18 protein-coding genes are annotated in these 23,640 nt (G+C 60.9%); 6 read left to right on the top strand and 12 right to left on the bottom strand.

Features of this window, described 5'->3' with window-relative positions; translation table 11 throughout:
- Positions 1-148 precede the first annotated feature (148 nt).
- The 3 genes from ACEN8I_RS16165 to ACEN8I_RS16155 all read right to left on the bottom strand — a co-directional run bounded on the left by ACEN8I_RS16165 (position 149) and on the right by ACEN8I_RS16155 (position 7,073).
- On the bottom strand, positions 149-5,512 hold the full coding sequence (locus tag ACEN8I_RS16165) for a hypothetical protein (RefSeq protein WP_413329530.1): 5,364 nt from the start codon (positions 5,510-5,512) through the stop codon (positions 149-151).
- Positions 5,513-5,915: 403 nt separating this feature from the next.
- Positions 5,916-6,194, bottom strand: coding sequence for a helix-turn-helix domain-containing protein (locus tag ACEN8I_RS16160; protein ID WP_413329529.1), 279 nt, complete (start codon positions 6,192-6,194; stop codon positions 5,916-5,918).
- Positions 6,195-6,692: 498 nt separating this feature from the next.
- Positions 6,693-7,073 (bottom strand): LysR family transcriptional regulator, encoded by a 381-nt coding sequence (locus ACEN8I_RS16155; RefSeq protein ID WP_413329528.1) that lies wholly within the window; start codon positions 7,071-7,073, stop codon positions 6,693-6,695.
- A gap of 182 nt (positions 7,074-7,255) precedes the next feature.
- Here ACEN8I_RS16155 and ACEN8I_RS16150 point away from each other — a divergent pair, with 182 nt between their 5' ends.
- From ACEN8I_RS16150 to ACEN8I_RS16135, 4 genes are all read left to right on the top strand, one after another.
- The gene (locus ACEN8I_RS16150; RefSeq protein WP_413329527.1) at positions 7,256-8,299 is read left to right on the top strand and encodes an ABC transporter substrate-binding protein; all 1,044 of its coding nucleotides are present in this window, start codon (positions 7,256-7,258) and stop codon (positions 8,297-8,299) included.
- 21 nt (positions 8,300-8,320) lie between these two features.
- Positions 8,321-8,800, top strand: coding sequence for a nucleoside deaminase (locus ACEN8I_RS16145; RefSeq protein WP_413329526.1), 480 nt, complete (start codon positions 8,321-8,323; stop codon positions 8,798-8,800).
- Between the two features lie 102 nt (positions 8,801-8,902).
- Positions 8,903-9,658 carry a LytR/AlgR family response regulator transcription factor gene (locus ACEN8I_RS16140; protein ID WP_413329525.1) on the top strand — a complete coding sequence of 252 codons (756 nt, stop codon included), beginning with the start codon at positions 8,903-8,905 and terminating at the stop codon, positions 9,656-9,658.
- A 15-nt stretch (positions 9,659-9,673) separates the two neighbouring features.
- Positions 9,674-10,369: a hypothetical protein gene (locus ACEN8I_RS16135; RefSeq protein ID WP_413329523.1), complete on the top strand. Its 696-nt coding sequence runs from the start codon at positions 9,674-9,676 to the stop codon at positions 10,367-10,369.
- 8 nt (positions 10,370-10,377) lie between these two features.
- Here ACEN8I_RS16135 and ACEN8I_RS16130 read toward each other — a convergent pair whose 3' ends face one another.
- The gene (locus ACEN8I_RS16130; RefSeq protein WP_413329522.1) at positions 10,378-11,367 is read right to left on the bottom strand and encodes a LysR family transcriptional regulator; all 990 of its coding nucleotides are present in this window, start codon (positions 11,365-11,367) and stop codon (positions 10,378-10,380) included.
- Positions 11,368-11,520: 153 nt separating this feature from the next.
- Between ACEN8I_RS16130 and ACEN8I_RS16125 the strand changes: the two genes are divergently transcribed.
- A complete protein-coding gene (locus tag ACEN8I_RS16125) occupies positions 11,521-12,669 on the top strand; it encodes a response regulator (RefSeq protein WP_413329521.1) in 1,149 nt (382 codons plus the stop codon).
- A 34-nt stretch (positions 12,670-12,703) separates the two neighbouring features.
- On the opposite strand, the gene ACEN8I_RS16120 is transcribed toward ACEN8I_RS16125, so the two are convergent.
- A complete protein-coding gene (locus ACEN8I_RS16120) occupies positions 12,704-14,194 on the bottom strand; it encodes a hybrid sensor histidine kinase/response regulator (protein ID WP_413329520.1) in 1,491 nt (496 codons plus the stop codon).
- A 490-nt stretch (positions 14,195-14,684) separates the two neighbouring features.
- On the opposite strand from ACEN8I_RS16120, the gene yjjJ reads away from it, so the two are divergent.
- A complete protein-coding gene (gene yjjJ, locus ACEN8I_RS16115) occupies positions 14,685-16,073 on the top strand; it encodes a type II toxin-antitoxin system HipA family toxin YjjJ (RefSeq protein WP_413329519.1) in 1,389 nt (462 codons plus the stop codon).
- 67 nt (positions 16,074-16,140) lie between these two features.
- Here the strand turns inward: yjjJ and ACEN8I_RS16110 are convergent, their stop codons facing one another.
- The 7 genes from ACEN8I_RS16110 to ACEN8I_RS16080 are packed head-to-tail and all read right to left on the bottom strand — an operon-like array spanning position 16,141 to position 23,561.
- Positions 16,141-16,536 carry a RidA family protein gene (locus ACEN8I_RS16110; protein WP_413329518.1) on the bottom strand — a complete coding sequence of 132 codons (396 nt, stop codon included), beginning with the start codon at positions 16,534-16,536 and terminating at the stop codon, positions 16,141-16,143.
- A complete protein-coding gene (locus ACEN8I_RS16105; RefSeq protein WP_413329517.1) occupies positions 16,511-16,960 on the bottom strand; it encodes an acyl-CoA thioesterase in 450 nt (149 codons plus the stop codon). The genes ACEN8I_RS16110 and ACEN8I_RS16105 overlap by 26 nt, the downstream gene beginning before the upstream one ends.
- Entirely contained in the window at positions 16,957-18,630 is a 1,674-nt protein-coding gene (locus ACEN8I_RS16100) for a benzoate-CoA ligase family protein (RefSeq protein ID WP_413329516.1), read from the bottom strand. The genes ACEN8I_RS16105 and ACEN8I_RS16100 overlap by 4 nt, the downstream gene beginning before the upstream one ends.
- Entirely contained in the window at positions 18,627-19,808 is a 1,182-nt protein-coding gene (locus ACEN8I_RS16095; protein WP_413329515.1) for an acyl-CoA dehydrogenase family protein, read from the bottom strand. Before ACEN8I_RS16095 ends, ACEN8I_RS16100 begins: the two co-directional genes overlap by 4 nt.
- 42 nt (positions 19,809-19,850) lie before the next feature.
- Positions 19,851-20,705, bottom strand: a complete 855-nt coding sequence (locus ACEN8I_RS16090; protein ID WP_413329514.1) for an enoyl-CoA hydratase family protein — start codon at positions 20,703-20,705, stop codon at positions 19,851-19,853.
- On the bottom strand, positions 20,702-21,187 hold the full coding sequence (locus tag ACEN8I_RS16085) for a MarR family winged helix-turn-helix transcriptional regulator (RefSeq protein ID WP_413329513.1): 486 nt from the start codon (positions 21,185-21,187) through the stop codon (positions 20,702-20,704). Before ACEN8I_RS16085 ends, ACEN8I_RS16090 begins: the two co-directional genes overlap by 4 nt.
- 49 nt (positions 21,188-21,236) lie before the next feature.
- Positions 21,237-23,561: a bifunctional salicylyl-CoA 5-hydroxylase/oxidoreductase gene (locus tag ACEN8I_RS16080; protein WP_413329512.1), complete on the bottom strand. Its 2,325-nt coding sequence runs from the start codon at positions 23,559-23,561 to the stop codon at positions 21,237-21,239.
- Positions 23,562-23,640: the final 79 nt, after the last annotated feature.

Genomic DNA, 23,640 nt, shown 5'->3' with positions numbered 1-23,640 from the left:
CTTCGGATAGACGCTTAGCACGTTCACGCTTTCCCTATGGAGTGCGCCGCATTGCTTCGCGGAACTGGGCGATGTCAACCTTGACCTCTGCACATACGGTATCGATCGGCTTAGGGCGCCTTGAACTTTTGGGTGTATTAGCCTAGAACTAGCTGCCCGCACTTCCCAAAACTGCCGAAGCCACTGCGACAGCAATGAGACTCCTGTGAAAATCCCTGCCATCGGGTAAATCTTGCTCGGTGCTCTGAGCAATTGAGATGCTCACTTCCTTGACCAGGATATTCTTGCTTCCTCGACTGGCGCGAATCCTGGAGGTCTTGGCAAGAGGCCAGCTTTGCGCCATCTGGTTAAGCCAACGGTCGACTGGATCGCCGTGGATTTCCAGGCCAAGCTGCTTGGGCGAAGCCCCAAGACTCTTGAGCACCACCATGGCATCTTCCAACTCTTGCTGATTGGTGCAGATGACTCGCGGGTTAACGGCATCGACGCGCGCTTCCCAACGTTTCAAGAAGGCTACAAGCAATGCTTTGTGTGTGGCATCGCTTTCTGACCAAGCCTGCGCTCTGGCTACGAACCGGTCTCGCTCCAGTCGCCCCCGGACAGTGCCCTTCGAATGCGAGGAGAACGGGAGAAGCAATTCGGACGACTGTGGCTCGAAGTCGTCCATCTCCGTGAGTGCCACAAGATTCCTGTAAGCAGTGATCAACTGGGTGGCGGTATCAGGCGGAACATTGAGTTGCCGGATCGCAAATTCCGAAGCGCTTCCTAGTGAACAATCACTCTGAAAACGCTCAAGCAGTATGCGAGAAATCGCCACCCAGGGGACGGCCCATGAAGTTGAAGCATTGTCCTGTGGAGACTCCTCAGAATGGATCGAACTCTCATCGGCCTTGGGCATTGCCTGTCGAACGAGATGCCGCACAACATCTTGCCATTGCGGCTTCCTCGACTCATCTGTTGGCAGCCGCAAGCGCAGTTTTACGACACGGGTGCGTTCCCAGCCGAGCATGGCTCCCAGCCGCGCATCAGGCAAATGGCCCTGCGGTTGCCAGCGATTGCAAGATGCCTCAATGACAAAGCTGGATCCGTGGAAGTAGGTGTTCAGCAGCGTTGTCATTGAGGCGTGCCCCAGGACGGCTGCCGCCCGCTCCAGAAGGAAGGGCCAGTCAGACGGCGCCAACAGGATGTCTCGAATCCGCTTTTCATAGGAGCTCCCCAGCATCCGAACGGTCACCGCATGAAGTGCGGGGACATGAACGGCGAATAGGCCTAGGACTAGGGCGGTGGCGAAGCTGTGCCGCAGATGATATGGCACGATGCCCGGATCTCCCGTCACAGTGCGTAAAGCTTCTGCGGCTTTCGAGATGTACTTATATGGCCGGCTGATCAATGCCAGCCCTGTGCTGTCCTCAAAAAGAAATTGTCCGTCATGCGGTGATGATCGCGCGTTCGTGACCGCCTGGCGTACGAGCTTCTGAATCGACTCTGGATTGAGTGAGGAGGGTTGAAAACGCCGACTGCTACGTGTTTTAAGGTCCGCGATCTGCCCGTGGTACACATGCACGGCATCAGGCTGAACCTCATCAAATAGTGCCGCATGGGCATTGAGCCCTTCCTTTGTGCGAAGTCCGTAGCCATGCATCAGCGCGGTCAGAATTGCGGCCTGGTGCGCTACTTCATCGCCTTCAGCCTGAAGCAGTGCGACCGCCTTGCTGATGTGACGCGGAAACACAAGGGTCGATCGGATGCGGATGGGTTCCCACGCGTTTGACCATTGAGCTCCGCAAAATGGTGCGTCTACTTCGTCACGTAAGTGTGCGGTGAAATACCTCAGAACAGGCATGGCCGCCTTGTCATTCAGTCGCGCCGATACCGCGTTTAAAAGGTCGGTCAACTCCTCGGCACTGATGGATTCAAACTCGATGTCCCATGCCAGGGCAATCATCTCCTGGGCGATCAGTGAGAAATACCGCTCGAGCGTCGTAAACGCCAGTGTCTTGACGCGCTTGCCGCCCTTGTCCAGGAGATACCCGATGAAAGAACGGAGTAGGTCAACGATTTGGGTTTCTGATCGCCACCGAGACAGGGAAAGAGCCGACTCCGAGGTAAGGGCGGCGCGGAGAGCCGCGCGCTGCTTCCTTTTGGTTCGCTCTCCCTTCTCCAAAATTCCCCTGGACTCTCTGAAGAGGCGCTGTAGATCTTTGTGCGCCTGAGGCTTTGCAATAGGAGGGGCGGCGCGTTTGGATGAAATGGACGGTTTGACCACTTCAATTCCGAGAGCACCGCCAAGCAGATGTGCATGTGAGCGTGCGTCGGCGGCCGGCCCTCGGTGATCGCCGGCGGCCACCGAATACATCGATCCAGGAAGCCGGCTCAACCAATAGGGCTTGAATACTGTGCAGAGTTTTTGCACACTCCATTCAGCATGCTCCCGGTTCCCAAGCAGTTTGCGCAGGATTAGGCCAACGCGCTGGCTCACCGCTTTCCAGAGTTCCGGGCCGCTTTCTCGAGGCGGAAGTCGGAGCGCTCCGAGTACCAAGCTCGTTGACGTCATTCCTACATTGGCGCTGAAGTAGTAGTCGTGCGTTGCGGACTGAACCTGGCAGCGCAGGCTGGCGCCTTGATCGCAGTACTCAGTTCCACTTTCCAGGTCCTCGAGAAGACTTTCGAGGTGCCGAGGAACAAGAATGGCGTCGAAAACGACCAGGGAAATCGTGAGGTGAGCAAGCCGTTCGATAGGGTCAAAGAGCGACGCTCCGATAGGGGTGGCGACGTTCTTGGCCCACAGTTCTCGAAACACGCATGCGTTCCTGAACAACCGCGAAAAATCGATGCCCATAGGGCCTGGAGTTGTTGCGCCCAGATAGGCGGCTTTGGCGGTCACTTGGGCTGCAAATTGCTTGCGCAGTTTCGCCAGCTGTTTTTTGAGTTCGCCCGAAACCTGATCCGCTGCGGCCGGGTCATAGCGCAGGGCCTCCTGCGCATTGGCCCGGATGGCATTGAAAATCTCTTCTGTGATCTCAGTCTCATCATGGCGCAGCACGTATTCGTTGAGTTCCTGCACGATAAAGGCACGCGCCGACTGCTGGGCCCATTTCTTATCCCGCGACCGGCCTTCGTATCCGAAATGGCTCGAAACCTGCAACGCCGGAATCGTGCCTGAAGGTGATCGTGGTTTCGGCGGATGGGTTGCCCCTCGTATCCCGATCCCGCTTTCTATGAGGTAGCGCTCCAGATGACAAGACACCTCATCAGCCCACGCTGTGACAGACCATGAAGAGCCCGGGCCGAAGGAGTGCATTTCTGGTTGATGCCCAAGGAAGGTCTGGACCGATCTTCCGCTGAGTCCGCTTTCCCAGAGATAGCTGGCCGCTGCGGCGCGCAGCCTTTGGACCGTTCGTTTGCATGACGTAAGTTTCTCGATCCTGTCATCCAGCGCGCGGGTCGAAATAGGCTTAGCAAGGACGCGCTGCCCGTTCGCAGCGATTTCGAAGAATACACCTGACGTCGGCGTTTCTGGATTCGTCAAGCATTGGTCGGGCGGTGCTTTGGAGGTGCGAAGGGATGCAGCGATGGCGCGGGCATAGTCGCGGACTTCGGAATGTACCTCGTTGCTGCAACTGAGAGTGTTCAGATGGTCGACGTAGAAGTCGAGCAGCAACAGCAGCGAAGGCGCCAGAGGGACCAGGCGGCACTCACTGCCGGTCACCAGCTTGTCGGCAATAAAGGCCAGCTTCTCAGAGATGTGGAGATCCCAGGGGAAAGGGAAGGGGGTCGAGCTACGTCGGTGACCGGTCCCTGCGACGCAGGCAAAGAGCATGAAGTGCGCCAGCCGGTTGTGCTTTTCCACCACACCAGTTGCGTCGGTGTAGTGCTGAAAAAGCCCCTTGCTAATTGAGATCATGTCCGAGGGCGCCAAGTGTGGGGCGCCCAGGGGAGTTGACATCACGTGGGGGCCTGGCGGAAATGTGTCACTGAGAAGCTTTCGACAGGCCGCCGCATGTTCCTTGACGGCCCGGCCATCGCCTTGGGGCACATAGTGGCTTAACGCAATACGGTCACTGCGGTCAATTTGCTCACCGGTGGTAGAGCGAAAGAAATGCACCACTGCTGCATTCGCGGTCTTGTGGTAAATGAGTCTTGCAAGTAAGTCTCGGGTAATGCGCCTGGCCCGCTCCACCGTGCAGTCGAGTTCCTTTGCCAGGGCCAGATAGGCGCGCGACGGCCAATCTTTTTCGGATAGCGGAAGCAAATCTACGAGTCGCGGCCTTCCGAACCCAACATCCAGGCTTCTTAACCAATGAGAAATGCTGTGAGGGAGGTACCATATTGCCTGTGCATCTCTCACTCCGTGCTCAGCCTTATGCCATGCGGGAATGAGGTGCCGTCCTCCCATAGGTGAGCGGCTTTCGAATCTCCACTCGATTCGGTCCGCCGGTGGGTCATTCGAAGGGTTCTGATATACCCGCCACTGGAGATTGTTTTCGACGGTTCTGCACGAAACAATAGCCATCGCGATCAGATTCGCCTCGTGATACAGAGGGGAAAGAGGTTCTTTCCCGTTTTGCAGGAATACCCTTAGCCTTTCGAGTTCGGTAGGGCGGGGGAAATTGTGGTGGGATTTGAGCAGTTCCAGCTCTCCCAGCCTGGGCAAGGGGGTTTGTTCGACGAGCGGAGCCAGGGTACTCAGCCGCTCGGCGTCAAGTTCCTCTACGGCGCTTAGCCGCCCCATGGCTCGAGGCAGCTTGACGTCACTGTAGATCCCTCCATGACCACTGGGGCTGTTGCGTGGATCTACCTCAGCAAGCCAGCTCTTGTAGCCTGAAGCTACGGCGCCAGCTTCGACGGCGGTCGTGCGCCCAGTATCCCCCCCGAGGTTTTTTACGGCAGCGATATCAAGGTCCGGTGTCGCAAAAGAGCTGTCCCGGTCCCGCCATGTCGGAATCTGGTCACCATATAAACGCACCGCAGAACCGTAAAACCACCAGACGGTCAACACATCCAGCCGCAACGGTGCATCGTCTGCCAGGAGCTCAGCGAATTGCTGGGGTGCACAGTAGAAAAACATCCATTCAAGGTAATTGCCTTCGGCTGTCCAGTTTGCGGATTTCCACCGGATGCTGGAGTTTTTTTTGTAGACGCTCGGCTCCGCAACGGTCGGGTCAAGAGAGCCCACGATATCGAATGCCTGGAATATTCCCGGGAGGTGAGTGACAACTTTCTCAAGTGCCTTGAATCTCGTTTTCATGCCCGCTAACAGTTCAATGACTTCTCTGAGAGCATGGATCTCATCGACATAGCCGACGGTGCGAAGCGCGGCCGTGGCAGTTTCCAGCGACAGATTCGCGGACGAGGCGATTATTTGGGCGGCCTCCGGAAGTCCCATGCCATCTTTAATTAGGTGAGGCTGGGAAAATGCCGGTGGGTGTGCGGTCGGTTCGCAATCTACTGCACTTTGGGAGAACAGATCGTCCTGTTGGACGATGGGTAGCTTATTCGGGTCAGGTTCCAAGGGTTACTCCGCTACAAGATATTCGGACGGTCGGCATTCCGACAGCCGGTTGAGCAGTTAACTCTAGGGACTAAAACGATATTTTTTGGGTGAGAAATTGGCCTAAATCAGCCGATTTGTCCCATCGGTGGGTGATTTTTGCTGGTGGATATTTCCGTTTTCAAGGAAATGTTGGCGCCTTCTTGCAGTGACCCAACAGTCGCTGTTGACTACATCTTCCAGCTCGCGTGTCTGCACGGTATGTGGCTGAGTAGTGCGGTTGGGCTAAACGGAATGAGGGAAAGCGTGGCCGCACTTTGAGGCCCGATGAACACAGTCCAGTCTTTTAGTTGGCCATCACGGAGATGGGAGCTAGATCTCACTAGCTTCAGGCAGAGTCAGAGAAGTCAATGAGAGGAGCGCATTACAGAGACAAGAGACCCGACGTCATGGTGGCGATGCGGAGAGTCTCAGTCTCATTGATACCCATCAGAACGCGGGCAGCTTCACGGGGTATCAACACCACGACCTGCTCGTTGGCTTCAGCAATCGCCAAAAGTGAATTCACGTTGAAGTTGTGCTCTCCACTCAAAGCACGGCTCACACTTTGGCGGGTAAGCCCTGTCTTGCGAGCCAATTCCACGTCACTCCTGCCCTTGCGACCTTGGCGGAGGCTCTCAGCGATGGTTTGAAGAGTGTTCATTTCATTTAACAACAGGCCCTGGTTGTTAGATTAATTTAACACTGACGGTGCCCCCGGAAGCGTAACCGTGCGGCCCGTGTGCGCATTAAGTGTGCTTTTAGCCGACTGCTGAAGTCAAGCCCATGCGCCGAAAAGTAGCCGTTCCGGTTGAGATGGGATGCCCAGTTGATCTGCCCCAAAGTGCGTCGCTGTTTCTGCGATTTTTTGTAGCTTCGGTTACCAGCTTCTCGGCCTAGGGATGGAGTTCGCTGGGGGTTATCTTTGCCGTTTGCGGGGAAGTCGTGGTGCCCTCTTGTCTTGATTTGCGGTGACCCAATGGTCTCTGTTAATCTCATCTACCATTTCCCCTTTATGCATGGGGTGTGCCGAAGTGGTGCCGATTGGGGCCAAGCGGGACGAGGGAAAAATGTGGCTGCACAGTCGATTGTTTTTTAAATCAACGACTTAAGCCGTTTTAGGCCAACGCGAATCGCAAAACGTCGACGAGGGTTAGAACGCTCATAACCCAAAATCGCCGACTAGAAGAGAAATGCTCAGCCCGGGCACCCGCTCCCGCACGCTGGCGATGGCTTGCGGCACAAGCTCGTAGGTGGCGACCTCGACCGCCGCGATGCGGATGGTCTCCAGGCGAGTGCCTTTGAGGCTTCTGACGTTGTCAGCCAGCTGCTGGGTCTCCCGCTTCCACTGCTGCATGGAGGCTAGTATGGTCTCGCCCCCGACAGTCAGCTGCAGGCCCCGTGACGTCCGGTTGAACAGGGGAACCTCTATTTCTTCTTCAAGTTGCTGTATGGCCCGGCTCACAGCCGAGGGCGCGATATGCAAGGTTTCGGCGGCGGCGCGAATCGATTGGGTGCGCGCAACCACTTCAAAGTAGTGCATGGAGCGCCGGAAAATTCGCAGTGGCATTGGCGTTGCAGAAATTAGAACGTATTGCTCAAAATTCTAGTGTTGACGGCACCAAAACGTGTACTTACATTTTCATACATCTGTCCAATATGGGGCGTCAGTTATTGATGCTTGTTTGTAGATATCTCCATATGCCAATTGCAATTACATCGACCTTGAAGCTTCGCTCCCTAACTATCCTTGCCGCCGGTTTTCTTTCCATGGTGATCATGGTTGTCACCCCGCAGACGGCGAGCGCACAGGCCATTGAGAAGCCTGACATCAAGATGGCACTGGGCTGGACCTTTATCGCGAGCCAGGCGATGTACATCTACGGGGTGGAAAAGGGATTCTTCAAGGAGGAGGGCTTGAACGTGACGGTTGACCGCGGTTCGGGCTCTGCCGCTGCCGTCCAGCGTGTGGCCAGCGGAACTTATCAGTTCGGCTATGCGGACCTCGGAACCCTGACGCGTCACAACGCGGAAAACCGCAGCCGGACAGTGCTTGCGGTTTATGTTGCGGAGGACGACTCGCCCCTGGCCTTGTTCAGCCTGCAAGGCAAAGGCATCACCAAACCCAAGGACATCGAAGGCAAGCGCATCGGTGTTTCGCAATTCGACGGCGCCCGGCAGATGCTGCCAGTGCTGGCCCACGCCAACAAGATCGATCTTTCCCGCTTGACCTTGAAGACAGTGGATTCGCAGTTGCGCGAGATCATGCTGGCCCGCGGAGAAGTCGACGTCATCACCGGGTTCACCATCAGCTCCATCAACCAGCTGACCAGTCTCAAACAGCAGTTTGTCGTGATGCGCTACAAGGATTTTGGTGTGGACGGTTTTGGCCAGGCGCTGATTGTTTCGCCTGAATTCGCGCAGAAAAATCCGAACACGGTCCGTGCTTTTGTTCGTGCACTGAATCGCTCGATCAAGGCCATGATCGAGAACCCGAAGGAAGCGCTGGCCAGCCTCAAGACGCGCGATTCATTGGTCGACCTGGACGGCGAGGCCAGACGGCTTGAATTGCTGCTCGGCCAGCTTATTCTCACGCCCCATGTCGTCAAGAACGGGTTGTCCAGCCCGGACCCGAAGCGGCTGGCGGCGGTGATCGACAGCGTGCTCCAGACGACCGATAACAAGGCGCCCCTGCCCGTGGCGAGTGTCTACACCGATCGCTTCCTGCCGCCCGTCAGCGAGCGCATGCCGCCAGCCTGGCACCATTGATTACCGCGAGGACCGGCCGCCATGACCCGTCACGATGACTATATGCGCCGCGCGATCGAACTCGCGCGCAGCGGCAGCGCCGCCGGCCACGGTGGGCCGTTCGGATGCGTCATCGTGAAGGACGACGTGATCGTCGGCGAGAGCTGCAACCGGGTTGTTTCCAGCACGGACCCGACCGCCCATGGTGAAATCATGGCCATACGCGCCGCCGCGAAGCAGCTGGGCAGCCATGACCTGTCGGGCTGCGAGGTTTACAACATCTCCGTGCCTTGCCCGATGTGCATGGCCGCCATGTATTGGGCCCGCATCAGCAAGATCTATTACTGCTGCAAACCCGAGGATGCCGAGACCATCGGCTTCGACAATGCCGAAATAGACCGCCAGCTTGCCAGACCGCTCCATGAGCGTTCCATACCCGCCCAGGAGATGCCGCAACTTCATCCCGAAGCCTGGGCGGTTTACGAAGAGTGGGCGCGCCGGGCCGGCCGCATCAGGTATTGAAGGTGGCAGGAACACAAAAGAAGGATCGCCGCCGTGCTCGGAGTGTTGCTGGTCGGCCGTGGCGAATTCAACAGGCGCTCATTCAAAAAGGAGACTTCAGGGATGGAACTTAAACGCATTGTTATCGCCGAAGACGATCCTCAGCAGGCCCAGGCGCTCGCCGGCCTTGTGGCACAGTTCTCCGCGTGCTGGCATGTTGACGCGATCGTGCACTCCCGAGCTGAGCTGGAGGGCGTCCTGGACAGTGTCAGGCCCGACCTTCTTTTGCTCGACCTCCATATGCCGGGCGCCCAGTTGCCGGGGATGAGCCCGCTTGACATTGTGCGCAAGGCCTCCGTACCGCCCGTGGTCATCCTGGTCACAGCAGATCCGTCCCAGGCGCTTTTCGCTTTTGACAACGAAGTCGTCGACTATGTTGTCAAGCCTGTCAGGCCCACTCGATTCGGGCAAGCCCTTCAAAGAGCCGATGACATGATTTACGCCCGGCGGGTTGCGGCGGCGAGGGCTTCTCCCACACCTGCCGTGGCCGCCAACTCGCCCCGCTGGCTGACAGGCGTGCGCGGGCGCGATGTCGTGCCTTTGGATCCCAATGAAATTTTGTATCTCCAGGCCGAGCGCAAGTACACGATTGCCGTTCTGGCCGTGGGCCAGGTTTTGGTGCGGCACGGCATCGGCGATGTTGCGGCAAACCTGGACGAGGCGTTGTTCAAGCGAGTGCATCGGAGCACCATTGTCAATATAAAGCGCGTCGATTTCATGCGCCGCGATGAAATGGGGCGCTTCAGGGTTCATCTCAAGGACCGGCCTGAAACCCTGGTCGTCAGCAAACCTTTCGAGCAGCAGTTCAAGGTGGGTTGAAGAAGTGACGCCTGTATGACTCCTTTCACCGCCACGGCCCTCGCCAGTGCCGCGTTCCTGCTGGGTTTGGCTGTGGGCGGCCGGGCCGGCTGGTTGAGCCGCGATCGGCAAGCCCGGCCGCAGGCAACGGAGGTTCTGCCGGCTGCCGGGGCAAAGGTCGCGGAACCTTACGGCCCGGATTCCCTTGACCTGTCTTGCCTATGGGACCCGCACAGCTGCCTCAACGCATTGAACCGATGCATCATCAGCGCACCGGCACCCCTGGTCGAAGACCATCAGCTCTACCTGGTGAGCGACCATCTGAAGCTGCTGGCCCAGCTTTGCCATTCCGGCGGCTGGATCTCGCTGGCGGGCTTGCGGGAGTGGCTGCTGGCGCTGATGGCGCTACAGCCCAAGGGTGGGGCCGCGGGTGGTGGCAAGGCATGGAATCTTCTTGTGCCTGAATCCGCAGCCACAGCAGTGCGGGAGCTGCAGGTGCAGCCGCTTGGAATGGCCTTGTTGCCTCTTTTGCGTCAAGCCGGTCCAGGGGCCGATGTCTCGATTGAAGCGGGCAGTGCCTGCCATCGAGACGGCAAAGAAGAACTCGACAGCTTGATGCTGCGGTTGCGCGTGAGCGAAGGGCGCAAGGCCGATGTGCTTTCTTCTGGCGGGACCGCGCCAGCCTTGCGGGAATGGGACGTGCAGGTTGTTTGCGAGTGTGTCTGCGGGTGACGAGAAATTCACGCACCGGGGCCGGCATCGGCGTTGAAATTGGCGTTGGCGTTGGCGTTGGCGTTGGAGGTGTTGAAGAATGCCACGGCGGGATGAATTTTTAGCGTGCTCTGCAGCACGGGCAAATGGCTCCAGAAGGTGTCCCTGAAAACACTGGCGGCGGGACTGAGGGGGACCTGCCGCTGGTGCACCAGGTAGATCTCGCGGAACACCGCCGGCTTGAGTACCGTGAACTGCAGGCCCGAAGCCGCCGGGTTGGATGCCCCCAGGGCAGACATCACGGCTACCCCGACACCAGCTTTCGCCAGCGCGATCTGCAGTGTCAGGCTTGACAGCTCGATGCCGGTTTCCATGCGGCTGACCACCGCGGAGCCGCTGGACCGCAGCGCATGCAGCGTGCTCGTGCCCAAGGCTTCCTTCAAGATGGGTAATGTTGCCAGCGCCTGTTCGGTCTGGTCGGGCGCGACGGTAAATTGCTGCGAATCCAGAAGCAGGCCGATAGGCGCACGCAGTATGCGTTCGCAATAAAGTGGCGCGGGGTCGCCCACCAGCGAGGCGATCCCAAGGTCGGCTTCGCCCCTTGTCACGTGCTCCATGATGGGGCCGCTGTCGTCCTCGATCAACCGCACGCGAACCAGCGGATAGTCCTCAGCAAATTTGCGCAGCACGCCGGGCAACACCGTGCTTCCGAAGGCGGCGCCGACGGCGATCGTCACGGCGCCGCGTACGCCTTTTGTTTCGTCGCGCACATCCTCAAGCACGTGATCCATCTCGCGGAGCAGGCGCTGCGCAATCGGCAGGAAGCGCGCGCCTTCACGCGACAGCGCCAGGCCTCGTCCTTCGCGGCGAAACAGTGCAAACCCCAGCTGCCCCGCGAACTCCTGCAGCGCCCGCGTCAGTGCGGGCTGGCTGAGATGGAGCGCCTCGCTTGCGCGAGAAACGTTACCGAGCGTCGCCGTCACGACAAACATCCGGAGTTGGCGTTGGGTCAGATTCATAGCTGATGGGTATAGATGTGCCCAGAACATGCATTGGACCTGCCGGCCCTTGGGGCGTAAATTTGACGGGAGATTGGCGAAAGACTTTTTGACAGTCCATTTTTAAGCGACAGGCTTCGCCGACCCAGAATACCAATGCGAAAAGAACGAATCATGGGTGCTTCATCCGAGTACGCACGCGTGCTGCCAGTCGATACCAACGCGGCGTTGGAGCTCAATGCGGCTTCGGAACTGGCACAGGCATGCACTCGCCTTCTTCGGGAACTGGGCGGCCGCATCAGCACCGCCTCGGTCATGGCTTCGGCCGTTCGACTGCTGGCCCGGAAGTCCACCTGCGGCGTACAGGAGCATATGCAATTGCTCTCGTTGCGAGGCGAAGCAGGCAGGTTACTGAATTCGCTGGACGCGCTGCTTGTAGGCACCCATGAAACCGCTGAGCGCAGCCTTCCCCCAAATCGTCCGCCCTCCACGCTGCGTTCGCTCTTCGAGAGGCTTTCCAGGTCAACCGCCATTCAGCTTGAGCTTTCCGCCGGATTCGCGCGGGATTCGCGTGAATCCCAGCTGATCCAGCTCCCGGGTAGCGAGGTGATTGTTGAACAGGTTCTCATGCATCTTGTCCGGTCAAGGCAGTCCGACTGGAGCGATCCTGTCGGCATCGACGTTTATCTGGATTCGCCCCAGCCAGGCAGGAGCGACCTGTGCTTTGAAATTGGCTGCGAACTTTCGCTGTCGGCTTGCGCGGAGCGCGAGCTGGAGTGCGCCAGGGCGCTTGCGCTGTCGATGGGCGCGGAGCTGAGCTTGGGCGAATACGCGCGAAGGGGGGATGCGGTGGTGCTGAGGCTGCGGATTCCTGTGCGCAGCTTCACGGGCTGCAAAAAGTCTTTGCGGCTGTTGCTGGTCGATGACCGCCGAATCAACCGGCTGGTGATGGCCGACGAGTTCAGCGCCGGTGGTCACGTTGTTGATCTTGCCGGTAATGCGGCAGAGGCTTTGGAGTTGCTGCGCCACCAGTCCTTCGATGCGGTGCTGACCGACCTGAACATGCCGGGTATGGATGGGCTGGAGCTGGCCCGGGCGATCCGCGAATCGGGGGAGCCGGCGTCGACGTTGCCCGTGGTCCTTCTGGTTCCGCAAGAGTCGCCCGCGATTCTTGAGAAGGCGTGGATCGCCGGGGTGAGCGCCGTAGCCTGTAAACGTGCCGGTGCCGAGCGCATCATGGACATTCTGGCAGGTCACCTTCCATCGAGTGCGCAGCTCTGGGGCTATACGCACGATAGCGACTCGAGCTTGATGGTGCACTGACACTGTCCATTTCATGGTTTCGCTCACGTGGTGTCTATGCTTGTCGCTGGTTCGCGAAGACCAGTTCGTTGACAATCTTGCGCAAATCCGAAGGCCGTACCGGCTTGTATAACACGCGGACGTCGGCGAGCGTCGCGCCTTCCTGCACATCGGCAACCAGGTCGCCAGTCAGGAGGATCGCGGGGATCCTGGCCCCGTGGCTGGTCTTGCGCAATGCGCGGATGACATCCAGGCCCGTTTCCTTGGCCCGCAAGTTGAAGTCCGTGATCACCAGCGCGGGTGGCGCGCCGAGGTGGCGCAATTGCGCCTGAAGCCCCTGCCCGCTATCGGCTGAAACCGTGCGGCATCCCCAGCTCTCCAGGGTATTCGCCAATGACTGGCGGACGGCCGCGTCATCTTCCACGATTGCAATGAGTGTGCCGGCGAGTACAGAGGGCGCCGCGTTGCCCGCCTGCTCTGCCGCCGAAGGGGCGGAGATACGTTCGCCGAGGTCGACTTCGATTTGCGTGCCTTCGCCAAGTTCAGACACCACGCGCAGCGTATGCCCCAGCTGAAGCGCCATGGTGCTGACGATTGCAAGCCCCAAGCCAAGGCCTTGGTGGCTGGCCGTCGGTCGCCGCTCGAACGTGGTGCTTTTCCCTGGAAAGTCTTCCACGTTCATGCCTTTCCCCGTGTCCTCTGCCTGAAGCAGTGCCCGGCCCTCGACAACCAGGCAACTTAGCTGGATGCCGCCGACATCGGTGTATCTGATCGCGTTCACCACCAGGTTGAAAACAATCCGGCGCAATAGCTTCAGATCGCTTTTGATCCACACGTCTTCGGTGCATTCAACCAGCAGGCGAAGTCCCTTGGTGCTCGCATTGGCCGCGAAAACCTGCTCGACCTCCTGCAGCAGGAGCCGGACATTGACTGGTTGCGGCCTTGCCTCATAAAGGCCCAGGTTGATCCGATTGACGTCGAGCAGGTCGTTGAGCATCTCCGCAAGGGTGTTCACGCTGGTCTGAACGTCCTTGAAGCGCTGCGGATTGATGTAGGCCGGGTTGCCCCCCATCAGGTTGACCTGCGCCACCAGCGCCTGCACAGGCTGGCGCAGGTCGTGGCTGGCCGCAGCGAGCAATTGCATTGCACGGCGTTCATCTTGCCTGGCGACGTGTTGTGCTTCTGGCGCGGCGATCCCCAATGGCCTCATCGTTTTTCGGTGTTTTACGCGAATCCTCCAGTAACTCGCCATCGCGACCACTATAAGAACCAGCAGCCATGGGGTCGCACTTGACCACGCAACAGTTGCCGCGATCAGCAAAGGCAGGATGGCAAGCACCGGCCCGTAGGGAAACTCTTCCAAACCAGATTCAATGCAAGAGGCCGCGGCGACCACAAGCAGAATCGCCGACCAGAAAATATGCTGGCTATCGGGCGTGACAGCGATCACAAGCGGGCCCGCAAGCCCGAGCAACACCAGGTAGACGCCTCTCTGGTAGCGCTTGCAGGTGGCCCGTACGCGCGACTCCGCGAGCAGTTTGTGCATGGCCACAAATTGGTCCGCGAGATGAATCATTGCGAAGGGCGCCAATGTCGCTTTGGATTGCGAAGGGAAGCACGGCAGAAGGCAGAACCTTGCCTTGTGAATTGCACACTAAAGTATACATCTTTGCGTCATAAATGGCCCGATACTGCAGCTTCCCAGTTGTTGAATTCCGTCACCTTCAAGAAGCAGGTCAAGCGTGCGCAGGTCGGCATTTTGCTCAATTGCCTCCGGCACTGGTCGGGATTGCGGAGGTCCCACTATTGGGCGCGTTTTTACTCTTGCTTCACTTGAGCATGATGCCATGCATCGTGGCGGCTGAACTCGTACGTCCCGATGTCAAGAGCAAGAGGAACGGCCTATCCAACGTGATTGCTTGTATTCTCAATGAAAGGCAGGATAAAATCGTTTCATGAATTGTTTCATGCGGGGAGATAATTTAAGAAATCTCCCTATCGAAGAATCAAAAAATTAGTTCGAAAATTGTTTCATCATGCCGATTGATCCTGTCGCATTGCTTCGCGCTAACGGCCCATTGGCAGCCAGTCGGCTTGCCGACCTGATGGGGGCGAGCCGGCCGACCCTGAGCCGGGCCATTCGCGCGGCAGGGGGTGAAATTATTGTGCGCGGACGCGCGCGCCGCACTCGCTATGCGGCCAGGCGAGCACTGCGCGGGTCGATGGAGCCGCTGCCGCTTTTTCGGATCGATCGTGAAGGCGCTCCTCATGAGATTGGTCGGCTGGATCTGGTCTATCCCGACGGGACCGCTATCGACCTTAGGGGCGAGAGCCGGTGGCCTCTCGAAGGGGCGATGCTGGAGGGCTGGTTTGAGGGCTTGCCATATCCTATGCAGGACATGAGGCCGCAGGGCTTTCTAGGTCGCAACTTCGCACGGCATCACGCCGCCGTACTTCAGTTGAATGAGGATCCTGCGACCTGGTCCGACGACGATGTGTTGTATGCCCTCTCGGTGTTGGGAAGTGATACCCCGGGCGATCTACTGGTGGGCGCGACCGCATGCCGTTTATGGCTTGACCATGTGCAGCGGACCACCTCCGGTGCTTCGCCGGCGGGCTGGGCGACATCACAGCTTGCCGAGGCATACCCGAGGCTAGCGGCCCGGGCGCTGGAGCAAGGTGTGGCCGGCTCCTCGGCCGGCGGCGAATTCCCCAAATTCACGGCCTTGAGGCAGACGGATGGCGGCGCGCAACAGCATGTGCTGGTCAAGTTCTCGGGGTCGGATACTTCACCGGGCACTCGTCGCTGGGCGGATTTACTGGTGTGTGAGCACTTGGCCGGGCGGGTGCTCCAAGAGAAGGCCGGCATCGCCACGGCGAGCTCGAGGATCTTCGAATATGGCGATCGGGTGTTCCTTGAGGTTGACAGGTTTGATCGCCACGGCGCATTGGGTCGGTCGCCGATGGTGTCCTGGTCTGCCGTGAACAACGCCGTTGTCGGTGTCGTCGGGCGTCCGTGGGCGGAGGCCGTGTGGCCTCTGGTGCAAAAGGGCTGGCTGGCAGAAGAGGAGGTCGATCACATTCTGCGCGTCTGGCTGTTCGGGCAACTGATCGGCAACACCGATATGCACGACGGCAACCTGTCTTTCCTTCCGGGGAAAACCGGGGACAGCAATGTGTTGCGGCTGGCGCCTATTTACGACATGTTGCCGATGCTCTATGCGCCGGTGCGAGGCGTCGAGCTGCCACCCCGCAGCTACACTCCGCGGTTGCCGCTGCCGGTCGAAGCGGCGGCCTGGCAAGACGCGGCGCGCGCGGCCCTCGCGTTCTGGGCGCTGGCTGCGGCTGACCAGCGCATCAGCCCGGAATTTCGCCAGATCTGCGCCGACAACGCCGCGCAGCTCGCAAAGCTGGTCGCGCGCTAGCATCAGCTTCCGTCCCTGCAGGGCTATCAGACGCCACCCTGGCAACGACAGGCACGTGCTCTTTTCTTCAGTCCGGCACCACCGCCGTGACCTCAATCTCCACCTGTGCCCGGTCCTCCACCAGGCCGGCCACCTCGACGCAAGTCATGGCCGGGAAGTTCCTGCCCATGACCTCGCGGTAGGCTGCGCCTAGCTCCTTGAGCCTGGCGACATATTCCACCTTGTCGACGACATACCAGGTCATGCGCACCATGTGCTCGGGCCCGGCGCCGCCGGCTTTCAGCACCGCCGCGATGTTCTGCAGCGCCTGCTTGGTCTGCGCGACGAAGTCGTCGCTCTCAAACTCCTGCTTCGCGTTCCAGCCGATCTGGCCGCCCACAAAGAGCAGCGCGCCGCGCGCGAGCATGCCGTTGGCATAGCCCTTCGGTTCGGCCCAGTCAGGGGGTTGCAGTTTTTTGATCATGGGGCTGGGCTCCAGGGGGTGTTTTTAAATAGGGCAACAAAGCCTCGCGCAGTGCATCGGGAATGCGCATGGGTTTGCCGTTGGGAACTTCGGAATAAACGATCACGCCGTGGGCTTTGAGCCTGGTGTCGCCGGCTTCGCCGTGGATCTCGTACTGCATGCCGATGCTGGAGCCGCCTATGCGCGTGAGCTCCAGCGTCATGGTGAGCGCGTCGCCGTTGCGGCACATGCCGAGGAACTCGGTCTTCAGGTCCACGATGGGCACGCCGACGCCGCTGGCAATCAGCTGGTGCTCGGGAAAGCCTATGTGTTCCAGGAAGTCTTCCTGCACCTCGTGCAGCAGGTAAAAAAACTGCGGGTAAAAAACAATGCCGGCCGGGTCGCAGTGGTGAAAGCGCACGCGCTTGGGAACGCTGAACTTCATGGCTGGCGCAGCTTGAAGCGTTGCAGCTTGCCGGTCTCGGTGCGCGGCAGCTTGTCGACAAACTCGACCTGGCGCGGGTATTTAAAGGGCGCGAGTGTCGCCTTGACATGGTCCTGCAAGGCCTTGGCTGTGGCGTCGCCGCCGGCCTCGCCGGGCTTGAGCACGATAAAGGCCTTCACCACCATGCCGCGTTCCTCGTCGGGCAGGCCCACCACGCCGCACTCGGCCACGGCCGGGTGCTTGAGCAGCGCATCTTCCACCTCCGGGCCGGCCACGTTGTAGCCGGCGGTGATGATCATGTCGTCGGCGCGCGCCTGGTAAAAAAAGTAGCCGTCGGCGTCCTGCATGAAAGCATCGCCCGGGTAGTTCCAGCCGTTCTTCACATAGTTGCCCTGGCGTTCGTCCTCGAGGTAGCGGCAGCCCGTGGGCCCCACCACCGCCAGCTTGCCTATCGTGCCGCGCGGCACTTCGGCGCCCGTGTCGTCCACCACCTTGGCGGTATAGCCGGGCACCACCTTGCCGATGGCGCCGCGGCGCACGTCGGCGCCGGCCGCCGAGATAAAGATGTGAAACATCTCGGTCGCGCCTATGCCGTCAATCATTTCGATGCCGGTGGCATCCTTCCACAGCTGGCGCGTGGCGTCGGGCAGGCTTTCGCCGGCGCTCACGCACAGGCGCAGGCCGGGCACGCCGTGCTGTTTGGCAAAGGCGGCCATCTGCCGGTAAAACGTGGGCGCGGTGTAGCAAATGGTGGCGCCCACCTGTTTGATCAGCTTGACCATGGCCTCCGGCGTATAGCCGATGGAGGGGTAATACACCGAGGCGCCGGCCCACATCGGAAAAATCAGCATGCCGCCCAGCCCGAAGGTAAAGGCCAGCGGCGGCGAGCCGACCACGATGTCGTCCGGCCTGGCCTTGAGCACATGGCGCGGCCAGGCCTCGCAGGCGGCCAGCACGTCGCGGTGGGTGTGCACCGCAGCCTTGGGCTTGCCCGTGGTGCCCGAGGTAAAAGCCATCAGCGCGATATCGTCGGCCGACACCGGGCAGGGCTTGAAGTTGCCATCCTTTTGCGCCGACAGCACGGCCAGCGAACCCGGTGCACCCATCAGGTTAAAGGGCACGATGGTCGGCAGCGCGGCGCTGGGCGCCTGCGCCGCCTGCAGTTCATCAAGCAGCGTTGCATCGCATAAGGCCAGCGCGGGCCTGGCTTTTTCGATGATCTCGCCGAGTTCCTTGGCGCGCAGCAGCGGCATGGTCGCCACCGCTACCAGCCCGGCCTGCACCACACCCAGCCAGGCCAGCGCCATGCCGATGGAATTGCCGCCGCGCAGCAGCACGCGGTTGCCGGGCTTGAGGCCGAAGTCCTCGGTCAGCACCTGCGCGATGCGGTTCACGCGCTCCAGGGCTTCGGCATATGTCAGCGTGATCTTGTCCGAGCGCAGCATAGGCTTGTCGCCGCGCCCCTCGCGAATCGCCTTGTCAAACAAGGCCTGTACCAGGTTGGCCAGCGCCGGAATGCGCAGCTCGGGCAGCGCATATTCCATGCGCGGCAACTGCTCGGGCGCGGGCAGGCGCTCGTGCACAAAACGGTCCACCTGCGCAGAAGGCGCGGATGGCGCGGAGTCCACTGCGGAAACGCTTTTGACAGGGTCGGAAACGGAGGTGCTCATGATTGCAATTGGGCCTTTCCAATAATGAGTTGCTGCACTTCGGTCGCGCCTTCGTAAATGCGCAGCGAGCGTATGTCGCGGTAAAGGCTTTCCACCTTGGTGCCCACCTTCACGCCCAGGCCGCCGTGCATTTGCAGCGCCATGTCGATCACCTTCTGCGCGTTCTCGGTGGCCGTCATCTTGGCCATGGCCGCCTCGGCGGTGATGCGCGCGCCGCTGCCCAGGCGTTCGCTCTCGTCGCGCATCCAGGCGGCGCGGTAGGTCAGCAGCGCGGCCGCGTCCACCAGGGCCGCCATTTCGCCGAGCTTGGCCTGCGTCAGCTGGAAGTCGGCCAGGGTCTGGCCGAACATTTTTCGTTCTTTGGAAAAGCGCACCGCCTCGGCCAGCGCGCGGCGCGCCATGCCCAGCGCGGCGGCCGCGACGGATGCGCGGAAGATATCCAGCGTCTGCATCGCCAGCTTGAAGCCACCGTGCAGCACGCCCAGCTGCGCATCGCGCGACAGCTTGCAGTGCGCGAACTTCAGCGTGGCCAACGGGTGCGGCGCCATCACCGCGATGTGCTCGCTGCTGTCCAGGCCCTTGCTGTTGGCATCAACGATGAAGGCCGTGATGCCGCGCGTGCCGGCCTGCAGGTCGGTCTTGGCAAAGGTCACGTAAAAATCCGCGATACCGCCGTTGCTGATCCAGGTCTTGCTGCCGTTCAGCGTCCAGCCCTCGCCCGTGTCAGTGGCCGAGGTCGCCATGGCGCCGGCGTCCGAGCCCGCATCGGGTTCGCTCAAGGCAAAGGCCGCGATCTTCTTGCCGCTGGCCACCAGCGGCAGGTAGGCCGCCTGCTGCGCCGGCGTGCCCGCCAGCGTGATGGCGCCGCTGCCCAGGCCCTGCATCGCAAACGCAAAATCGGCCAGGGGCGAATGAAAGGCCAGGGTCTCGCGCAGGATCACCAGCGCGCGCGAGTCCAGTTTTTCCAGCGCGCCGCCCAGGGCGCCGTCCTTGCCCGCCGGCACGCAATAGCGCAGCCAGCCCTGTTCGCCCAGCAGCGCCACCCATTCCTTGCAGGCCTTGCGGTCGTCGCTCTCGTCGACCTGCTGCTGGGGCGCCCAGTCGGCCAGGCGCCGGCCCAGCTCGCGGTGAACCTCGTCAAAAAAAGGCAAAGCCAGGTGGGCGGTGCTCGATTTCATGCGTGAATGTCCTTGCCTTGTTGTCTTGCCGGGCCGCGTGGCTCAGTCGCCCTGGAACACCGGTTTCTGTTTGGCCGCAAACGCCTTGTAGGCGCGCGTGAAGTCCTTGGTCTGCATGCAGATCGCCTGCGCCTGCGCCTCGGCTTCGATGGCCTGGTCCAGCGTCATGGCCCATTCCTGGTGCAGCATGGTCTTGGTCATGCCGTGCGCGAAGGTCGGGCCCTCGGCCAGTTCGCGCGCCAGCTTTTGCGCCTGCGCCAGCAGCTCCTGCGGCTCATGCAGCGCGTTGAAGAAGCCCCAGGCCAGGCCTTCCTGCGCGTTCATGGCGCGACCGGTGAACAGCAGCTCCGACGCGCGGCCCTGGCCTATCAGGCGCGGCAGCAGCGCGCAGGCGCCCATGTCGGCGCCCGCCAGGCCCACGCGCGTGAACAAAAACGCCGTCTTGGCCTGGGCCGTGCCCAGGCGCATGTCGGCCGCCAGCGCCATCATGGCGCCCGCGCCGGCGCAGATGCCGTCAATCGCCGCGATGATGGGCTGCGGGCACAGGCGCATGGCCTTGATCAGGTCGCCCGTCATGCGGGTGAACTCCAGCAGCTCGGGCATGCTCATCTTGGTCAGCGGCCCGATGATCTCGTGCACGTCGCCGCCCGAACAAAAATTGCCGCCCGCGCCGGTGATCACCACCGTCTTCACGTCGGTTGCGCTGTTCAGCGTGCGGAACAGATCGCGCAGCTCCGCGTAAGAGTCAAAGGTCAGCGGGTTTTTGCGCTCGGGGCGGTTCAAGGTCAGCGTCGCGACGCCGTCCTCGAACGAATACGCGAAATGCTCCGCCTGGTAGTGGGCCATCGCATCGAAATGCGCGTGCATGGGGTTGGCCAGGCCTATGTAGTGTTTCATGGGGTTTCCAGTTTTGCGTCAGCGAGTTGGTTGTGGTGCTGCTTGACCTTGCCCAGCAGCTTGTGCAGCGATTCGACTTCGCGCGGTGACAAGGCCTCAAAGGCCGCGACGATCCAGGCTTCGTGCTCGGCCGCCATTTCGTCAAAGAGCTTGCGCCCGCGCGACGTCAGGCGCACGCGGTAGGCGCGCCGGTCGCCCTCCACGTCTACGCGTTCGACCAGGCCTTCGGCCACCAGCTGGTCGGTGATGCCGGTGACGTTGCCGCCCGTCACCATCATGCGGCGCGACAGCTCGTTCATCTTCAGGCCCTCGGGGCTGCGCTCGAGCTGCGCCATCAGGTCAAAGCGCGGCAGCGTGGTGTCGAACTGCTCGCGCAGCTGGGTGCGCACCTGCTTTTCCACCAGCTGTGTGCAGGTCAGCATGCGCAGCCACAGGCGCAATGCCTCCGGGTGTTCGCTGTGGCCTCGTGCTTCCATGTCCATGCGGGTCTCCTTGATGTATTGGCTTTTGCTTTTGTTTTTTTATCGATGCTTATTTGCCGGTCGCGGGCTGTGCAGCGAGTGCCTGCTGCTTGGCGATTTCACGGTACAGCTGGTCGCGCCCGCTGAGGTAGGGCTGGGGCCAGTTCACATGGCGGCTTTGCAGCTTGGCGGCTTCGTGCAGCGTCCAGGCCGGGTCGGCCAGGTGCGGGCGGGCAATCGCGCACAGGTCGGCGCGGCCCGCCGCGATGATGCTGTTGACGTGGTCGACTTCCGAGATCGCGCCCACGGCGATGGTCTGTATGCCCACCTCGTTGCGTATGCGGTCGGCAAACGGCGTCTGGTACATGCGGCCGTACACCGGTTTGGCCGCGCGCGTGGTTTGGCCTGAAGACACGTCGATGAAATCGCAGCCCGCGGCCTTGAATAGCCGCGCAATCGCCACCGCGTCGTCCGCCGTGTTGCCGCCCGGCGCCCAGTCATGCGCCGAAATGCGCACGCTCATGGGCAGGTGGGCAGGCCACACCGCGCGCATGGCGGTAAACACTTCCAGCGGGAAGCGGCAGCGGTTTTCCAGGCTGCCGCCGTACTCGTCTGTGCGCTGGTTGGTCAGCGGCGTGATAAAGCTCGACAGCAGATAGCCGTGCGCGCAATGCAGCTCCAGCCAGTCAAAGCCGGCCTCGGCCGCGTAGCGCGTGGACTGCACAAATTCGGCCTTCACGCGGTCCATGTCGGCGCGCGTCATGGCCTGGGGCACCTGGTTGGTCGGGCCGTAGGCCACGGCGCTGGCCGCCAGCAGCGGCCAGTTGCCAGTTGGCAATGGCTCGTCGGGCGCTTCCCAGCCCACTTGCGTCGAGCCCTTGGGCCCGCTGTGGCCCAGCTGCATGCCTATCTTGGCGCCCGCGCCGGATGCATGCACAAAGTCCGCAATGCGCTTGAAGCCCTTGGCCTGCGCCTCGTTCCACAAACCCGGGCAGCCCGGCGTGATGCGGCCTTCGGGGCAGGGCGAGGTCATTTCCACAAACACCAAGCCGGCGCCGCCCAGGGCGCGCGCGCCCAGGTGCACCAGGTGGAAGTCTTGCGGCATGCCATCTACCGCGCTGTAGGTGGCCATGGGCGACACGACAATGCGGTTTTTCAGACTGAGCTCGCGCACCTTCAAGGGCAGCAGCATGGGCGGCGGCGCATGCGCGGCGTTGCTCTTCGCCAGCCACTGTTCGTAACCTTGGAGCCAGGCGGCATCGCGCACCCGCAGGTTTTCATGGCTGATGCGCTGCGAGCGTGTGAGCAGCGAATAAAAGAACTGCTCGGCCTCCATGCCGCTGTAGCGGTCCACGTTCTCGAACCATTCGGTCGAATTGCGCGCCGCGTTCTGTATCTTCAGCACCTCGACGGAGCGCAGCGCCTCGTAAGCCTGCAGCGCCGCCGTGGCATCGCCGTGCTGGGCAAAGCAGTGGCTCAGTTCAATCGCGTCTTCCAGCGCCAGCTTGGTGCCGCTGCCTATCGAAAAATGCGCGGTATGCGCCGCATCGCCCATCAGCACGATAGGCACTTTTTTTCCTTCGATGGAAGCCTCATGCACCCAGCGCTCGCACACCACGCGCGGGAAACGTATCCAGATCGCCGAGCCGCGCACATGCGTGGCGTTGTTCATCAGCGCGTTGCCGTCCAGGTATTTGGCGAACAGGCGCTCGCAGAAGGCGATGCCGTCCTCCTGGCTCATCTGGTCCAGGCCGTGGGCCTTCCACACCGCCTCGGGCGTCTCGACGATAAAGGTCGAGGTGTTTTCGTCAAACTTGTAGGCGTGCGCGGCAAACCAGCCGTGCTCGGTCCGCTCAAACGCGAAGGTAAAGGCGTCAAACGTCTTGCGTGTGCCCAGCCACACAAAACGACAGGCACGCAGCTCCACGTCGGGCTTGAAGGTCTCCGCGTAGCGGTTGCGTATGCGGCTGTTCAGGCCGTCGCTGGCGACCACCAGGTCGGCGCCGTACTGCGCCGCAATCGCCTGGTCGTCCTGCACGTCGGTTTCAAACACCAGCGCCACGCCCAGCGCCATGCAGCGCTCCTGCAGGATATTGAGCAGGCGCTTGCGCCCAATCCCGCAAAAACCGTGGCCGCCCGAGCGCACCGAGCGCCCCTTGAAGAACACCTCCACGTCATCCCAGTGGTTGAAGGCATCGCCTATCAGTTGAGCGCTCACCGGGTCGGCCGCGCGCAGGTTGCCCAGGGTCTGGTCCGACAGCACCACGCCCCAGCCAAAGGTATCGAAAGGCCGGTTGCGCTCCACCACCGTCACCTGGTGGGCCGGGTTCTGCAGCTTCATCAGCAGGGCGAAATACAAACCTGCGGGACCACCGCCCAGGCAAAGAATGTGCATGAAAGCGTACTCTCTGGATTAATCTTGCCTTAATTGTTTAGGTTTAAAGTAAATCCGTCAAGCAGGGTTTACCGCGAGG

Source organism: Polaromonas sp. CT11-55 (genome assembly GCF_047303325.1).
Classification (GTDB): domain Bacteria; phylum Pseudomonadota; class Gammaproteobacteria; order Burkholderiales; family Burkholderiaceae_C; genus Polaromonas.
The sequence above is the reverse complement of the archived record's forward strand: the minus strand, read 5'-3'. Positions and strand labels throughout refer to the sequence as shown.

Excerpts from the sequence above, each read along its gene's own strand:
- ACEN8I_RS16110 (WP_413329518.1), bottom strand. The coding sequence starts at position 16,536 with ATGATCAAAAAACTGCAACCCCCTGACTGGGCCGAACCGAAGGGCTAT.
- ACEN8I_RS16120 (WP_413329520.1), bottom strand. The coding sequence starts at position 14,194 with ATGCACAAACTGCTCGCGGAGTCGCGCGTACGGGCCACCTGCAAGCGC.
- ACEN8I_RS16090 (WP_413329514.1), bottom strand. The coding sequence starts at position 20,705 with ATGAAACACTACATAGGCCTGGCCAACCCCATGCACGCGCATTTCGAT.
- ACEN8I_RS16095 (WP_413329515.1), bottom strand. The coding sequence starts at position 19,808 with ATGAAATCGAGCACCGCCCACCTGGCTTTGCCTTTTTTTGACGAGGTT.
- ACEN8I_RS16100 (WP_413329516.1), bottom strand. The coding sequence starts at position 18,630 with ATGAGCACCTCCGTTTCCGACCCTGTCAAAAGCGTTTCCGCAGTGGAC.
- ACEN8I_RS16085 (WP_413329513.1), bottom strand. The coding sequence starts at position 21,187 with ATGGACATGGAAGCACGAGGCCACAGCGAACACCCGGAGGCATTGCGC.
- ACEN8I_RS16130 (WP_413329522.1), bottom strand. The coding sequence starts at position 11,367 with ATGAATCTGACCCAACGCCAACTCCGGATGTTTGTCGTGACGGCGACG.
- ACEN8I_RS16125 (WP_413329521.1), top strand. The coding sequence starts at position 11,521 with ATGGGTGCTTCATCCGAGTACGCACGCGTGCTGCCAGTCGATACCAAC.
- ACEN8I_RS16080 (WP_413329512.1), bottom strand. The coding sequence starts at position 23,561 with ATGCACATTCTTTGCCTGGGCGGTGGTCCCGCAGGTTTGTATTTCGCC.
- ACEN8I_RS16160 (WP_413329529.1), bottom strand. The coding sequence starts at position 6,194 with ATGAACACTCTTCAAACCATCGCTGAGAGCCTCCGCCAAGGTCGCAAG.
- ACEN8I_RS16140 (WP_413329525.1), top strand. The coding sequence starts at position 8,903 with ATGGAACTTAAACGCATTGTTATCGCCGAAGACGATCCTCAGCAGGCC.
- ACEN8I_RS16135 (WP_413329523.1), top strand. The coding sequence starts at position 9,674 with ATGACTCCTTTCACCGCCACGGCCCTCGCCAGTGCCGCGTTCCTGCTG.
- yjjJ (WP_413329519.1), top strand. The coding sequence starts at position 14,685 with ATGCCGATTGATCCTGTCGCATTGCTTCGCGCTAACGGCCCATTGGCA.
- ACEN8I_RS16145 (WP_413329526.1), top strand. The coding sequence starts at position 8,321 with ATGACCCGTCACGATGACTATATGCGCCGCGCGATCGAACTCGCGCGC.
- ACEN8I_RS16105 (WP_413329517.1), bottom strand. The coding sequence starts at position 16,960 with ATGAAGTTCAGCGTTCCCAAGCGCGTGCGCTTTCACCACTGCGACCCG.
- ACEN8I_RS16155 (WP_413329528.1), bottom strand. The coding sequence starts at position 7,073 with ATGCACTACTTTGAAGTGGTTGCGCGCACCCAATCGATTCGCGCCGCC.